The following is a 14586-nucleotide window of genomic DNA, read 5'->3' on the forward strand; positions in this document are numbered from 1 at the left end:
ACGCGCATGAAGACGCGGACGCACGCCGGGCGGATCGGACCGATCGGTGACGGCAGCGCACGGTCGCGCCTATGGGGCCCGTATCTGAGCGAACGGCAATGGGGCACGGTCCGAGAGGACTACAGCCCAGGCGGTGACGCCTGGTCCTACTTCCCCCACGAACACGCGCGTTCACGCGCCTACCGGTGGGGCGAGGACGGTCTCGGCGGCATCTGCGACGACAAGCAGCGCCTGTGCCTGGCCCTCGCTCTGTGGAACGGCCGCGACCCGATCCTCAAGGAGCGCGCCTTCGGACTCACCAACGGCGAGGGCAACCACGGCGAGGACGTCAAGGAGTACTACTTCTACCTCGACAGCACCCCCAGCCACTCCTACCTGCGGTATCTCTACAAGTACCCGCAGGCGGAGTTCCCGTACAACGACCTCGTGTCCGTCAACCGGGACCGCACGCGCCAGGAGTTCGAGTACGAGCTCATGGACACCGGAGTGTTCGACGACGACCGGTACTTCGACGTCACGGTGGAGTACGCCAAGGCGGACCACGACGACATCCTGATGCGGATCACCGTCGACAACCGCGGCCCCGAAGAGGCGAGCCTGCACGTCCTGCCGACGCTGTGGTTCCGCAACACCTGGTCCTGGGGCGAGCAGCACGACGAGCGGGGCGGGCCACGGCTGCGGGCCGTCGAGGGGCCGCACCCGACGATCCGGGCCGACCACCCCGAGCTCGGCAGCTACGACCTGCGGTGCGCCGACGGGGTGCCGCTGCTGTTCACGGAGAACGAGACCGACAACGAACGTTGCTTCGGCTCGCCCAACGCCTCTCCCTACGTCAAGAACGCCATCGGCCGGTACGTCGTCGACGGGGAGGAAAGCGCCGTCAACCCGGCGCGTGAGGGCACCAAGGCCGCCGCCCACCACACGCTCGACGTCCCCGCGGGAGGGTCACGGACACTGCGGCTGCGCCTTGGCCCCGCGGACGCGAGGCTTTCCCTGTCGCGCGGCTTCGACACGGTCTTCACCGACCGCATCGCCGAAGCCGACGCGTTCTACGGCGAGTTGACGCCCGAGCGGGCGAGTGAGGACGAGGCACGCGTGCTGCGCCAGGCCCTGTCCGGCATGCTCTGGTCCAAGCAGTACTACGGCTTCGACCTGGAAAAGTGGCTGGCCGAGCACGAGTTGACCCCGTGGAGCCCCCCGCGCCCGGGGATGCGCAACCAGGAGTGGTTCCACATGGTGAGCGACGACATCGTCTCCATGCCGGACAAATGGGAATACCCCTGGTTCGCAGCCTGGGACCTGGCGTTCCACGCCGTGGGCCTGTCGGTCGTCGACGTCGGCTTCGCCAAGGAGCAACTCGAACTACTGCTGCGCGACGCCTACTTGCACCCCAACGGACAGATCCCCGCGTACGAGTGGAACTTCGGCGACGTCAATCCGCCCGTGCATGCCTGGGCCGCGTACTTCGTGTACACGATGGAGAAGGGAACGACCGGCCAGGCCGACCGGGCCTTCCTGGAACGCACCTTCCAGAAGCTGCTCACGAACTTCACCTGGTGGGTCAACCGCAAGGACCCCGGCGGCCGCAACATCTTCCAGGGCGGCTTCCTCGGCCTCGACAACATCGGCGTCTTCGACCGCAGCGCCCCCCTGCCCACCGGCGGCACCCTGGAACAGGCGGACGGCACCGCGTGGATGGCGCTGTACTGCCAGTCGATGCTTCAGATCGCGATGGAGCTCGTCGAACTCAACCCGGCCTACGAAGACCTGGTCCTGAAGTTCGTCGAGCACTACCTGTGGATCGCGGCGTCGATGGACCGGGTCGGTGACCTGCACGACGAGCTGTGGGACGAGGAGGACGGGTTCTACTACGACGTGCTGCGGCTGCCCGACGGGCAGGCGGTGCGGCTGAAGGTGCGCTCCATGGTGGGGCTGCTGCCGCTGTGTGCGTCGACCGTCTTCCAGCCCGATCAGCTCGAGCGCATCTCCGGTCTCGGCGACCGGTTGCGGCGGTTCGCCGAGCGCCACCCCTCGCTGTCCGTGACGATGACCGCGGCGCAGTCCGGCACCGCCGGCGGCCCGCGGCTGCTGTCCGTCCTGGACGAGAAGAAACTGGTGCGCGTGCTCGCCCGGCTCCTGTCCGAGGATGAGTTCCTGAGCCCTTACGGGGTCAGGGCGCTCTCCCGCCATCACGCCGAGCACCCGTACACGTTCTGGGTGCACGGCGAGGAGTACAAGGTCGGCTATCTGCCCGCCGAGTCGGACACCGGCATGTTCGGCGGCAACTCCAACTGGCGCGGCCCGGTCTGGATGCCGATGAACGCGCTCATCATCCGGGGGCTGCTCAACCTCTACGGCTTCTACGGCGACGACTTCACCGTCGAGTGCCCGACCGGCTCGGGAGTGCGCAAGAACCTGTACGAGGTCGCCGAGGACATCACCGGACGGCTCGCCCGGATCTTCCTGAGCGGCGACGACGGACGGCGTCCCGTGTACGGAGGCCAGCGGAAGTTCACGGACGACCCCCACTGGCGGGACCTGATCTCCTTCTACGAGTACTTCCACGGCGACAACGGCGCCGGACTCGGTGCTTCGCACCAGACGGGCTGGACCGGCCTGGTCGCGGCTCTCATGAAGGTGTTCGGCACGCTCGGCCCTGACGACTTCCGTTCCGGCTCAGGCAGGAGGCAGAACCCATGACCCAGTTGCCCGCGCAACCCGTCGTGCACGAGGTCAACACCCGCGTATGGCTGAGGGAGACCGCCCTGCGCACCGGCGGCCCGGCCGATCTGGCGGACGTGCCAAAGGAGGTCTGGGACGAGATCACGCCCACCGGTGTCGACGCCGTCTGGCTGATGGGCGTGTGGGAGCGCAGCCCGCGGGGGCGCGCCATCGCCCTGCAGGACCCGGCGCTGCGCGGCGCGTTCGCCGAGGCCGTCCCGGGCATCGGCGAGGAGGACATCGCCGGGTCGCCGTACTGCATCCGCCGCTACGAGGTCGACGCGGCGCTCGGCGGCCCCGCGGGGCTGGCCGCGGCCCGCACCGAACTCGACCGCAGGGGAGTCGGACTGCTGCTCGACTACGTGCCCAACCACGTGGCTCCGGACAGCCCTTGGGTGGACGAGCACCCCGAGTACTTCGTGCAGGGGGACGCCGAGGACGCCCGGCGTGATCCGGCCGGGTTCCTCGACACCGGGCGTGCCGTGCTCGCCCGGGGTCGCGACCCGTTCTTCCCGCCCTGGCCGGACGTGGTGCAGCTGAACGCCTTCGCCCCCGCCCTGCGACAGGCGACCGCCGAGGTGCTGGACGGCATCGGCCGTATCTGCGACGGGGTGCGCTGCGACATGGCGATGCTGATGATGAACGACGTCTTCGCGCGGACATGGGGTGAGCGGGCGGGGCCTGTGCCGCAGGAGGACTTCTGGCCCGAGGTGATGGCCGCCGTCCGCCGTCACCACCCCCACATGCTCTTCGCCGCCGAGGCGTACTGGGACCTCGAATGGCCCCTGCAGCAGCAGGGGTTCGACTTCTGCTACGACAAGCGTCTGTACGACCGGGTGCTGAACGAGAGCGCCGAGTCGGTGCGGGCGCACCTGCGGGCCGACGAGCCGTACCAGCGTGGACTCGTCCGGTTCCTGGAGAACCACGACGAGCCGCGGGCCGCGCGGACACTGCCCATGGCCAAGGAGCGGGCGGCGGCCGTCCTGATCGCCACACTGCCCGGCGCGACGCTGTGGCACGAGGGCCAGTTCACCGGGCGCCGCGTGCACCTGCCGGTCTTCCTCGACCGCCGTCCCGAAGAGCCGGCGGACCCTTCCCTGAAGGCGTTCTACGAGCGGCTGCTCTCGAGCGTGCACCGCAGCGGCATGCGGACGGGACGCTGGCAGCTCCTGGACGGCGACGGCTGGCCCGACAACGACTCGGGCCGTGATCTGATCGCCTCGTGCTGGTCCGGCGAGGCCGGGCGGTTCCTGACCGTGGTGAACCTCTCGGAACACCCGGCGCAGGCACGCATCCGGCTGCCCTGGAGTGAACTGGGGCAAGGGGCATGCGAGTTGGTCGGGCTGCTCGACGCCGAGCGGTACGAGCGTTCGGGTGCGGAGCTGACGGCGAGCGGGCTGTACGTCGACGTTCCTCCGTGGGGCACGCATCTGCTCTCGGTCGTCGCGGCGGGCTGACCTCGCTCAGCTCTCGTCTCCGGCCGGCAGGTCCGGCGGGGCCCAGTCCGCGCCGCTCTCCGCGCGGAAGGCCTCCACCGCGCCCTCCACGGTCGGGTAGAAGCGGTGCGCGTGGAAGGTACGGGCCAGCCCGTAGCGCTCGACCTTCTGCCGCACCGGGTCCTTGAGCTCGGCGAAGACCAGGTCCACGCCCAGCTCCCGGAGGGCCGCGTCCAACTCCTCCAGGACGTCCGCCGCCGTGGTGTCCACGTCGGTCACCGGCTCCGCCGCGATCAGCACGCGCCGCGGAGCCGTTTCGGCATGCGTGTACCGCAGGACCTCTTCGCGGAACGACTTGGCGTTGGCGAAGAACAGCGGCGCGTCGAAGCGGATGATCACCAGTCCCGGCAGCCGTCGGGCGGTCGGGTGCGACCGTACGTCGTGATAGCCCTCCAGGCCGGACACGCGCCCCAGCACGGTGCTGTAGGGCCACCAGGCGCGCCGGAAGACGTTCAGGATGGACAGGCCCACCGCGACCGCGATCCCCGGCAGGACACCGAGCAGCGCCACTCCGAGGAACGCCGCGATGCACAGCCAGAACTCCGCCTTGCGTTGACGCCACAGCCGCGTCGTGCCCGCGAGGTCGGCCAGTGAGAGCGAGGCCGTGATGACCACCGCGGCGAGCGCGGGCTGCGGCAGGTCGCGGAACAGCCCCGGCAGCAGCACGAGCATGAGGACGATCAGGCCCGCGCCGACCAGCCCGGTGAGCTGCGTCTTGGCCCCGGCCCGCTCGGCGACGGCCGTACGGGAGCCGCTGGTGCTCACGGGGAAACCCTGGAACAGGCCCGCGGCCATGTTCGCCGTGCCGATCGCGATCATCTCGTCGTTGCCGCGCACCTGCTGACCGCTGCGGGCCGCGAAGGCGGACGCGTTGGAGATGGTGTCGGCCAGGGACACCAGGGCGATGCCCACCGCGCCGACGAACAGCGGGCCCAGATCGTCCCAGCCGATCTGCGGGACCGTGAACGGCGGCAGTCCCTCGGGGAGCCGGCCGACGGTCTTCACGCCGTGCTCGTCCAGTTCGAGGACGACGGAAGCGGTGATGGCCAGCACGACCATGACGAGGACGGCCGGGATCTTCGGCATCAGCCGTTGCAGCAGCAGGATCACCAGGATGCAGCCGCCGCCGACCGCGAGGGCGGCCGGCTCCGTCGAGCCCTTCGCGATCCCCCGGACGAAGGCCTCGACCTCGTCGATCAGACCGTCGCCGTCGGTCGAGAAGCCGAACAGCTTGGGCAACTGCCCGATGAGGATGGTCAGGGCCAGGCCGTTCATATAGCCGATCATGGTGGGCCTGGAGATGAGGTCGGCGACGAAACCGAGCCGCGCCACCCCCGCGAGAAGCGTGATCGCGCCGACCATCAGGGCGAGCGCCGAGGCCAGCGCGACCGCGCGTCCACTGTCTCCGTCCGCGACGAGCAGGGGCAGGACCGTCGCGGCGATCATCGGGCCGAGCGAGGAGTCGGGGCCGAGGACCAGGACGCGCGAGGGGCCTGCGACGGCGTACGCGAGCAGACACAGCACGGAGGTGTACAGGCCGGTGATCGGCGGCAGGCCGGCCAGCTCGGCGTACGCCATGCCCTGTGGCACGAGCAGTGTGCTCAGCACAATGCCCGCGACCACGTCCTTGAGCAGCCACTCCTTGCGGTAGCTCCGCAGCGTCCTGACCCCTGGCGGCGTCCCGCGCACATGCACCGGTTCCTCACCCCCGCCCGGCGCATGGGTGCGCCCGTCCGTCACTCATGGGCCGCCCCGGTCAGTAGACGGTGTCCTTCTTCACCACGCACAGGCCCCAGATGATGAACCCGTCCATCGCGATCAGGGTGATGGACCAGAGGGGGTGGTAGGGCAGGGACAGGAAGCTGGCGATGATCATCAGTGAGGTGATGACGATGCCCGTCATCCTGGCCCAGGTCGCGGCCACGAACAGGCCGAAGCTGACGACCACGGCAACGGTGCCGATGGCCATGTGGATCCAGCCCCAGCTCGTCAGGTCGAACTCGAAGGTGTAGCCGGGGGTGCGCAGGAAGACGTCGTCCTCGAGGGCGGCCATCAGACCCCGGCAGAAGTCCATGGATCCGGAGAGGAACAACAACACCCCCGCGAAGATGGTCAGACCGGCGGCCGCCGTCTGTTTGGTGCTGGGGGGATGGTGCTGGGTCGTCGAGGCGGTCATGACAGGACCTCCGTACCGAGGGTGCCGGTTGCACCGCGTTGCCCTGAGTGTTGCCCCCGACCGGGGCCCCCGGTCGTCACCCTCCGAGGGTGACGCCGCGCGGCAGGCCTCCCACGAGGCTGGCCGACGCCGACCCGCCCATGGGAGGCACCCGCCAACGGGAGGCCCCCGTCAACGGGAGGCAACAGGAGGCGAGGCGATGTCCGTGCCGTCCAGCCCAGAGGGAGCACACGCCCGGCAGAAGAAGAGTGCCGGGCCGCGTCAGGTGCTGGTGCCGCTGGCCCTGGCGCAGTTCATCTGCAGCTTCGCGGGCTCGAACATGACGGTCATGATCCAGGACATCAGCGAGGACCTGGACACGACGGTGCAGGGCGTGCAGACCGCCATCACCATCTTCCTGCTGGTCATGGCGGCGCTGATGATTCCGGGCGGCATCCTGACCGACCGTTACGGCCGCAAGCGCTGTCTCCTCGTCGGCCTGGCCGTGTACGGAATCGGCGCCCTCCTCAGCGCGGTGGCACCCGGCCTCGGCATCCTCATCCTGGGCAACTCGATCCTGGAGGGTGTCGGCACCGCCCTGCTCATCCCACCCGTCTACATCCTCACCACGCTCCTGTTCACCAACACGGCCGACCGCGCCCGTGCCTTCGGGGCGATCATGGCGATGGGCGGCGTCGGTGCGGCCGCGGGCCCGCTGATCGGCGGCCTCATCACCTCGGCGATCAGCTGGCGGGCGGCCTTCGTCTTCCAGGCCCTGGTGGTCGCGGTGATCTTCATCCTGGCCCGCCGCATCGAAGACCCCGTCCCGCCGGACCCCGACCGCGTCTTCGACACCGGCGGCGCGGTGCTGTCCGCCACCGGTCTTGTCCTCGTCGTCATGGGGATACTCGCCGCCGACGAGAACGGCTGGCTGATGGGGGTCCTGCTGCTGGTCGGCGTGGCGGTGCTGGTGGCCTTCTTCCGCTGGGTACGGGCGAAGGAGCGCGCCGGCTCCCAACCGCTCCTGCGCACCGCGCTGTTCCACGACCGCACGTCCAACCTCGGTCTGATCACGCAGCACACCCAGTGGCTGATGCTCATGGGAGTGTCGTTCGTGGTGGCCGCGTACCTCCAGGTCGTCCGCGGGTACGACGCGATCGGTACCGGCGTGATCTTCAGCGCCTCCACCCTGGGCCTGCTCGTGTCCTCGCTCGCCGCCGCGAGCCTCGCGAGGCGGCGTGAGCAACGCACGCTCATGATGGCCGGGTTCGCCGTGACGGTCTGCGGCATCGGAGTGCTGCTCACCCTGTCTCAGGGAGACCCGAGCGCCTGGCACTTCGTCCCCGGGCTGCTGCTTGTCGGGCTGGGGATGGGGGTGATGCTGACGCCCTCGGTCAACGTGGTGCAGTCGAGCTTCCCCGAGGATCAGCAGGGGGAGATCTCCGGGCTCTCGCGCAGTGTGTCCAACCTCGGCTCGTCGGTGGGCACCGCGATCGCGGGCACCATCCTCGTCGCGGAACCGGCCGCGGGACCGTACGCCGTGGCTCTCGTGGTCCTGGCCGTCGTCGGGCTCGGCGGATTCGGGGCCGCCGCCATGCTGCCCCGGAAGCCGGCCCCCACCCGGCACGGGTGAGGGCGCGTGGACCGGCCCCGCGGGCGGGGTGGGTCAAAGCCAGTCGTAGCGCACCGTGCTGGCGACCAGCAGGTCCTGGACGGACGCGCGGCGTCGGCTGAGCGGGATCCAGTACAACCCCAGCGGGAACGTGACGCACAGGGCCGCACGCACCAGGGAGCGCGGCAGCCCGAGAAGCGTGCCGGCGCGATCGGTGACGCGCAGCCCCATCAGCCGGTCTCCCACCGTGCGCCCGATGGCGGCCCACGAGCAGCCGAAGTACAGGACGGCCAGGGTCCAACCCGAAAGGCCGGTGAGCCAGGCGGGAAGGTCGGGGAACCGGAACGGCGGCCCGGTGAGCAGCAGTCGCACACAGCCTGCGCCCGCCTGCACCGCGAGGCCGATGGCGGCCAGGACCAGCACGTCGAGTATCGCCGCGACCCCGCGTGAGACGAGTCCGGCCTGCTCGGGTCCGGCCCCGGCCTGCTCGGGTCCGGCGCCGACCCGCGATTCGGTCACTGCTGGGGCCCTGGTGGAGGACCGGCGCCGTTGACCCGCGGCGGCCCGGCACGCCGGAGCAGCCGGTCGCTGAACCGGTTGATGCCCCGGTCGCCGCGCCTGCCGAGCAGACGCACCGCGTCGGCGGTCTCCGCGGCCATCCCGCCCCCGGTGTCGCGGATGACCCGCCCGAGATCCATCTCTGACAGCACGTCACGGGTGAGTCCCACCAGGTCGATCCGCAGGATCACCGCGTCGACGTCGACCCGGCCCGCGACCCGGTCCACGTCCACCCGGCCCGCGACCCGCTCCACATCGACCCGGTCCGCGACGCGGTCCACGTCGACGCGGTCGGCCACGCGGTTCACGTCGATACGGTCGGCGACGCTCTCCACGTCCACCCGGGCGACGACCCGGCGTACGTCGACCCGGTCCGCGACGCTGTCCACGTCGACCCGTTCGGCGATCCGCCCCACGTCGATCCGGTCGGCGATCCGGTTCACGTCGACGCGGGACACGAGGGCGTCCAGGTCGATGCGGTCGAGAACCGCTCCCGCCAGCACGCGGACGACTGTGCCCGCTGCCTCATCCACGATGCCGAGCACACTCCGTGCCCGCCGGGTGACGAACGCCACCGGGCCCCATGCGTCTTCTTCAGCCATCCGGTGAGCGCAGCGGTAATCGGCGGCCCTGACATCCTCCGCCGCGGGTGAGTCACCCCCGGCGGAAGGTCCATCAGTAGTGCGGCACGACGACGACCGGGCATTTGGCGTGGTGGATCGCGGCGTGCGCGGCCGATCCGAGGTGCGGTCCGACCGGGACACGGCGACCGATGACCAGCAGGCAGGCCGCCGAGGCCGCCTTGACCAGATGGTGGCCCGCAAGACCGTGCACGAGGAGGTCGGTGACCTGCGTCCCGGGGAACTTCCGCCGCCAAGGCGCGAGTTCGGCCGCCAGTTGCTGCTCCTTCTCCGGCATGGGGTCGATGGCGTCGGCCGAGGGGACCAGGGGGGCGGTCCAGACGTGCACGACATGGAGCGGTGCCTGGCGGGACGCCGCCGCGTCGAAGGCGTACTCGAGCAGCTCGTCGCCGGGGCGGGCCAGGTCGATGCCGAGCACGACCGGGTGGTCCGGGGCGTCCGTCGGACCCTGGTGGGTGTTCTCGACGCGGTGCCCCGCTCCCACCAGAGCGGTGGGGCAGGAGGCACGTGCCGCGACCGCCTGTGCGACCGAGCCGACCAGCGCTCCCATGATCGCGCCCGCGCCGCGCGAGCCGACCACGAGCAGGGACGACGAACTGGCCGCCGCGAGAAGCGCGCCCACCGGTGACCCGATGACCTCCTCGTCGAGGATCCGCAGGGTGGGATGGGTGTCCGACAGGCGCAGGACGGCGCGGCCGAGTGCGCCGCGGTCGTACGGGGTGTCGGTCTCCGGCAGGCGGCTGCGCTCGGGCGAGGGGGCACTGGCGTGGACGAGGTGGAGGGGCACGTCGCGGCGCAGGGCTTCGTGGGCTGCCCAGTCGGCGGCGTCCAGGCTCGCGGGTGAGCCGTCGACGCCGGCGGTGATGGTCTGCTGCATGGACATGGTGCGCACCTCTGCGTTGCGATCGGGGCGTGGCGGGAGGAGCGGGTGTCGGCCATGGTCTGGCGGACGGCAGCGGCGCGGACGGCGTGGTGGCAGTGCCGTCGTGGGGCAGACGCAAAGTTCCCGGGCGGGTCGGGGCCAAACGTGGCCGACGGCCCAAGAGGCGCGCTCGCTTACATGCCACCAGCTCCGGCGTGCCCCCGGCGGTCCCACATCACCGCATCGCCGTACTGCCGCGTCACGGCTTGGCCGTACGGCCTCCCATGGCCGCGTCGACTTCCGGTCGGTGCGGGTGACCACTGTGGCCGGTAGACATCTGTTCGACGTTCTTGACCGGATCTATGGTGACGGAAGCCCCAGACCTCGGCGTTCTGTCTTTCTGTGCTGTTTTCAACCGACAGTGGGAGAGCCTGGATGTCACGTCTCCGGAAGCGGGCGGCCGACGGCAGCAGAGGAGCCGCGGCATGAACATCCTGGTCGGATACGCCGGGGTGCACGGCTCCACCCACGGCATCGCCGAACGCCTCTCGACCCGGCTCGCGGAGTGCGGGCACATCGCGGTCATCGTGCCGCTGGTGGCGGAACAGAGGACCGGAGGCTACGACGCGTTCGTGCTGGGCAGCGCCGTGCACCAGGGCGCCTGGCTGCCGCAGGCCACCGACTTCATCCGCAGCCACCCCAGCACCTTGGCCACGCATCCCACATGGCTCTACAGCGTCGGCGTGCCGGCCCACGCGGGTCAGTGGCCCGGCCGTCGCCGCGCCGAGCCCCGGCAGCTCGCGGGGATCCGCTCCCTCATCCGACCCCGGGAGCACCAGATGCTGGCGGGGGCCGTCCACCGCGATCACGTCCCGCGGTGGCGGCATCTGGCCTTCCGGGCGCGCGGCGGACGGTACGGCGACCACCGGGACTGGAAGGCCGTCGACACATGGGCGGAACAAATCCACCGCAGGCTCGTCCTCGCCGACAGCTCCGACACGGGCCTGTGACGTCGCGGGCCACGACCGATAGAGGCGGCTCCGGCCCGCCCGCCTCCGACGTGCGCACGGACTCCGTCCTGGGCGGCACACGCAGCCTCCTTGAGGCGGTCCTGCGCGAACTCAACCAGGGCCTGCACAGCCATCGGGCCAAGGCGACGCCATTAACACGGAAGCGGCCGGGGCGACAACAGGGCTGACACCAGCGGCAGTTGACGGCGTTGTGGCGTCCGCCGCCATTCTGCCCCGGTCACGGTGGCTCCTACGGTTGCCCGCACCCCAGCGTCCAGGCCCGCAGCAGGCGGCGTGGACGAGCCCTGGGGACGCGTGATCCGCACCGGAGACCGCGCCGCCCTCCGTCGGGAGCCGCCATGCCGTCGTACGAGAGACGCCTCGATCCGCAGCCGTCCGCGGGATGCCCTCCCCGCGTGACACGAAGGGCGGGGAAGTGGCGCAGGGCCCTGGGGCGCGTGACCACGGTGGTCGGCCTGCTCGTGACCGCCGCGGTGCTCGCGCCCGCGCCCTCGGCGCAGGCGGCCGCGGCCCTGGAGAAAGTCGGCACCTTCGGTGCCAACCCCGGCGCTTTGAACATGTACGTGTACCGGCCGGCGACCCTGACGGCGAACCCCGCCGTGGTGGTGGCCATGCACGGCTGCAGCCAGAGCGCGCAGCTCTACGCCGACAACGCCGGCCTGACGACATTCGCGGACCGGCACGGCTTCCTGCTCGTCTTCCCCGAGCAGACCTCCGCCAACAACAGCAGCAAGTGCTTCAACTGGTTCCAGCCCGGGGACACGCGACGCGGACAGGGCGAGGCCGCCTCGATCCGTCAGATGGTCAGCCACGTCGCTTCCGCCTACGGCGCCGATGGCGAACGGACCTATGCCACCGGCCTGTCGGCCGGCGGCGCCATGACGTCCGTGATGCTCGCCGCCTACCCCGACGTGTTCGAGGCGGGCGCCGTCGTCGCGGGCCTCCCGTACGGCTGCGCCGACGACGTGCTCTCCGCGTACAGCTGCATGAACCCCGGCGTCGACCGGACCCCCTCGGCCTGGGCCGGGGCCGTGCGTGACGCCAACCCCGGCTATACGGGGCCCTGGCCGAGGGTGGCGATCTGGCACGGGGACAACGACCCCACTGTCGCCAAGAGGAACGCCGACGAACTGCGTGACCAGTGGACGGCCGTCCACGGCCTGGACCAGAGCCCGGACCGCACCTCCACCATCGGCCCCAACTCGACCCGCAGGGAGCAGTACCTCGGTGCGGAAGGGTCCGTCGCAGTGGAGGTCGACCGGGTTCCCTCCATCGGCCACGGCACCCCGGTCGACCCGGGAACAGGCGCGACCCAGTGCGGCGCGACCGGGACGGCCAACTTCATCGACTCCATCTGCTCCAGCCACTGGATCACCGGCTTCTTCGGCCTGGACGGCTCCGCCCCCGACCCCGGCGGACTGCCCGCTCCGAGCGGTCTGGCCGCGACCGGCGCGACCGACACATCCGTCACCTTGAACTGGAACGGCGTCACCGGCGCCGCTTCCTACGCCGTCTACCGGGACGGCACCCGTGTCGCCACACCGACCGGCCCGCCGTTCACGGACACCGGCCTCACGCCCGGCACCGGCCACACCTACAGCGTGGCCGCCCGCGACGCGGACGGGACGGAAGGGGCGAGATCACCCCAGGTCACCGCCTCCACCACGGGCGCCGCGGCCAAGTGCTGGACCGCCAACAATTACCAGCATGTCCAGGCCGGGCGCGCCACCACCAGCGGCGGCCACACCTACGCCAAGGGCTCGAACCAGAACATGGGTCTCTACAACGTCGCCGTCACGCACACCTTGAAGGAGTCACCGGTCGGCCACTACGTCATCGCCGACGGCACCTGCCCCTGAGACCGCCGCCGCTCCGCGCAGCCGCCGTACGCACACACGCCCACCGGAGGAAGCCGTGCCCGCCGTAGATCCGCCCAGACGCATGTCCCGTGTGCCCCGCCTGCCCCTTCGGAGGCGCCCGGCCCGGTCGTTCCGCGGCGCCCTCGCCCTGACGACGCTGCTGGTCACGCTCGGCGCGGTCCCGGCCGCCGCCGGACAGCCCGAAGGAACCGGAGCCGGAGCCGGCGGGGGGCACTGTGCGTCGTCGGCGAAGCTGAAGGTGCCGGGCGCCGAACGCCAGAAGACCTCCTGCCTGGCGGAGTTGACCACCGCGGGGACGGTCTCCTCGGGCCACACCGATCCGGCGGACTACGCGGGGCTGACCCCCACCGGGCTCGCCACACCGCGCGGTGTGCCCGGCATCCAGATCGACGGCTACTTCCCCGACAGCTCGGCGACCAACACCAACCACGACTGGCAGCACGACGCGCAGTTCGTCATCCGCCTGCCCGACCGCTGGAACGGCGGCCTGGTCGTCGCGGGCACACCCGGGGTCCGTGAGCAGTACGCCAACGACCGCGCGATCGGCGACTGGGTGCTCTCCCGGGGCTACGCCTTCGCCTCGACCGACAAGGGCAACACCGGCGCCGCCTTCCACCGGGACGGGGCCCGGCCGGGCGACGCGATCGCCGAATGGAACGAGCGCGTCACCCAGCTCACCCGTGCGACGAAGACCGTGGTCGCGCAGCGGTACCACCGCCCCGCCGCACGCACGCTGGCCACCGGCATGTCCAACGGCGGGTACCTGGTGCGCTGGCAGTTGGAGAACCATCCCGAGCTCTACGACGGGGGAGTGGACTGGGAAGGCACGTTGTGGCGGTCCGAGGGGCCGAACCTGCTCGACTTCCTGCCGCCCGCCCTGCGCGCCTATCCGACGTACGCGCAGGGAGGCGAGGCAGCGGACAAGGCCCGTCAGGAGATGCTCGCCGCCGGTTTCCCGGCCGGTTCGGAGTTCCTGTGGCCCTATCACCACCAGGTCTACTGGGACTTGACCCAGCGGATCTACCGCGAGGAACTCGACCCCGGATACGACGGCGCGACCGAGGCCGGAACCCCCTTCTGCGCACCGGGGACACCGGCGTGCGACGCCGACTACGCGTACGCGTCCCGGCCACGGGAAGTCCGCGAGGCCGTGCGGAAGATCGCCCTGACCGGACGCATCGGCAAACCGCTGATCACCGTGCACGGCACCCTCGACGTCCAGTTGCCCATCAGCAAGGACTCGGACGTCTACGCGAAGATGGTGCGCGACGCCGGCCGTGGCGGTCTGTTCCGCTACTACCGCATCGAGGACGGCACGCACGTCGACTCCCTCGTCGACACCTACCCCGACAGACTGCGGCCCCTGGTGCCCTGCCACCGCTCCGCCTTCGAGGCGATGGAGGACTGGACAGGCCGCGGCAAGCAGCCCCCGCCCAGCCGGACCGTGCCGCGTCCGGGCACCGCCGACCCGGCGTCGCTGCTCGCCCGCTGCCCTCTTTCCGGGCGGTAATTCTGCCCGAGCACGGCCGGGACCTGCCCGCCGGAAGCCTGGCTTCCTCAACGGCCAGCCAAAAAACGCCGAGTTGACCTAAGATCGCCTCGCTCCCCATTCGTAAGGGAGTTCGGTGCG

The 14586-nt window shown here is 70.9% G+C and carries 11 protein-coding genes; 6 read left to right on the forward strand and 5 right to left on the reverse strand.

Annotation, left to right across the window (positions count from 1 at the left end):
- Positions 1-6 precede the first annotated feature (6 nt).
- Together ACWGIH_RS29715 and ACWGIH_RS29720 are read left to right on the forward strand one after the other, a co-directional pair.
- On the forward strand, positions 7-2700 hold the full coding sequence (locus ACWGIH_RS29715; RefSeq protein WP_453442679.1) for an MGH1-like glycoside hydrolase domain-containing protein: 2694 nt from the start codon (positions 7-9) through the stop codon (positions 2698-2700).
- The gene (locus ACWGIH_RS29720; protein ID WP_453442678.1) at positions 2697-4178 is read left to right on the forward strand and encodes an alpha-amylase; all 1482 of its coding nucleotides are present in this window, start codon (positions 2697-2699) and stop codon (positions 4176-4178) included. Before ACWGIH_RS29715 ends, ACWGIH_RS29720 begins: the two co-directional genes overlap by 4 nt.
- 6 nt (positions 4179-4184) lie before the next feature.
- Here the strand turns inward: ACWGIH_RS29720 and ACWGIH_RS29725 are convergent, their stop codons facing one another.
- Complete coding sequence (locus tag ACWGIH_RS29725; protein WP_453442676.1) at positions 4185-5906, reverse strand: SulP family inorganic anion transporter; 1722 nt, start codon at positions 5904-5906, stop codon at positions 4185-4187.
- Positions 5907-5973: 67 nt separating this feature from the next.
- Complete coding sequence (locus ACWGIH_RS29730) at positions 5974-6393, reverse strand: DUF7144 family membrane protein (RefSeq protein WP_453442675.1); 420 nt, start codon at positions 6391-6393, stop codon at positions 5974-5976.
- A gap of 199 nt (positions 6394-6592) precedes the next feature.
- On the opposite strand from ACWGIH_RS29730, the gene ACWGIH_RS29735 reads away from it, so the two are divergent.
- Positions 6593-8005, forward strand: coding sequence for an MFS transporter (locus ACWGIH_RS29735; protein WP_453442673.1), 1413 nt, complete (start codon positions 6593-6595; stop codon positions 8003-8005).
- 33 nt (positions 8006-8038) lie between these two features.
- On the opposite strand, the gene ACWGIH_RS29740 is transcribed toward ACWGIH_RS29735, so the two are convergent.
- The 3 genes from ACWGIH_RS29740 to ACWGIH_RS29750 form a co-directional block, all read right to left on the reverse strand.
- Positions 8039-8503, reverse strand: coding sequence for an RDD family protein (locus ACWGIH_RS29740; RefSeq protein ID WP_453442671.1), 465 nt, complete (start codon positions 8501-8503; stop codon positions 8039-8041).
- Positions 8500-9144 carry a hypothetical protein gene (locus tag ACWGIH_RS29745; RefSeq protein ID WP_453442669.1) on the reverse strand — a complete coding sequence of 215 codons (645 nt, stop codon included), beginning with the start codon at positions 9142-9144 and terminating at the stop codon, positions 8500-8502. The genes ACWGIH_RS29740 and ACWGIH_RS29745 overlap by 4 nt, the downstream gene beginning before the upstream one ends.
- Before the next feature lie 73 nt (positions 9145-9217).
- Positions 9218-10066, reverse strand: a complete 849-nt coding sequence (locus ACWGIH_RS29750; RefSeq protein WP_453442667.1) for a universal stress protein — start codon at positions 10064-10066, stop codon at positions 9218-9220.
- Positions 10067-10530: 464 nt separating this feature from the next.
- On the opposite strand from ACWGIH_RS29750, the gene ACWGIH_RS29755 reads away from it, so the two are divergent.
- The 3 genes from ACWGIH_RS29755 to ACWGIH_RS29765 all read left to right on the forward strand — a co-directional run bounded on the left by ACWGIH_RS29755 (position 10531) and on the right by ACWGIH_RS29765 (position 14466).
- Positions 10531-11055 carry a flavodoxin domain-containing protein gene (locus ACWGIH_RS29755; RefSeq protein ID WP_453510264.1) on the forward strand — a complete coding sequence of 175 codons (525 nt, stop codon included), beginning with the start codon at positions 10531-10533 and terminating at the stop codon, positions 11053-11055.
- A gap of 359 nt (positions 11056-11414) precedes the next feature.
- Complete coding sequence (locus ACWGIH_RS29760; protein ID WP_453449830.1) at positions 11415-12935, forward strand: extracellular catalytic domain type 1 short-chain-length polyhydroxyalkanoate depolymerase; 1521 nt, start codon at positions 11415-11417, stop codon at positions 12933-12935.
- Between the two features lie 82 nt (positions 12936-13017).
- Entirely contained in the window at positions 13018-14466 is a 1449-nt protein-coding gene (locus ACWGIH_RS29765) for a 3-hydroxybutyrate oligomer hydrolase family protein (protein WP_453449831.1), read from the forward strand.
- The last annotated feature ends 120 nt before the right edge of the window (positions 14467-14586 follow it).

The sequence above is a fragment of the Streptomyces sp. NPDC054872 genome (assembly GCF_053610705.1).

What these genes read in the sequence shown, in the direction of transcription:
- ACWGIH_RS29715 (WP_453442679.1), top strand. Translation starts at nt 7, where the DNA reads ATGAAGACGCGGACGCACGCCGGGCGGATCGGACCGATCGGTGACGGC.
- ACWGIH_RS29720 (WP_453442678.1), top strand. Translation starts at nt 2,697, where the DNA reads ATGACCCAGTTGCCCGCGCAACCCGTCGTGCACGAGGTCAACACCCGC.
- ACWGIH_RS29730 (WP_453442675.1), bottom strand. Translation starts at nt 6,393, where the DNA reads ATGACCGCCTCGACGACCCAGCACCATCCCCCCAGCACCAAACAGACG.
- ACWGIH_RS29735 (WP_453442673.1), top strand. Translation starts at nt 6,593, where the DNA reads ATGTCCGTGCCGTCCAGCCCAGAGGGAGCACACGCCCGGCAGAAGAAG.
- ACWGIH_RS29745 (WP_453442669.1), bottom strand. Translation starts at nt 9,144, where the DNA reads ATGGCTGAAGAAGACGCATGGGGCCCGGTGGCGTTCGTCACCCGGCGG.
- ACWGIH_RS29750 (WP_453442667.1), bottom strand. Translation starts at nt 10,066, where the DNA reads ATGTCCATGCAGCAGACCATCACCGCCGGCGTCGACGGCTCACCCGCG.
- ACWGIH_RS29755 (WP_453510264.1), top strand. Translation starts at nt 10,531, where the DNA reads ATGAACATCCTGGTCGGATACGCCGGGGTGCACGGCTCCACCCACGGC.
- ACWGIH_RS29760 (WP_453449830.1), top strand. Translation starts at nt 11,415, where the DNA reads ATGCCGTCGTACGAGAGACGCCTCGATCCGCAGCCGTCCGCGGGATGC.
- ACWGIH_RS29765 (WP_453449831.1), top strand. Translation starts at nt 13,018, where the DNA reads ATGTCCCGTGTGCCCCGCCTGCCCCTTCGGAGGCGCCCGGCCCGGTCG.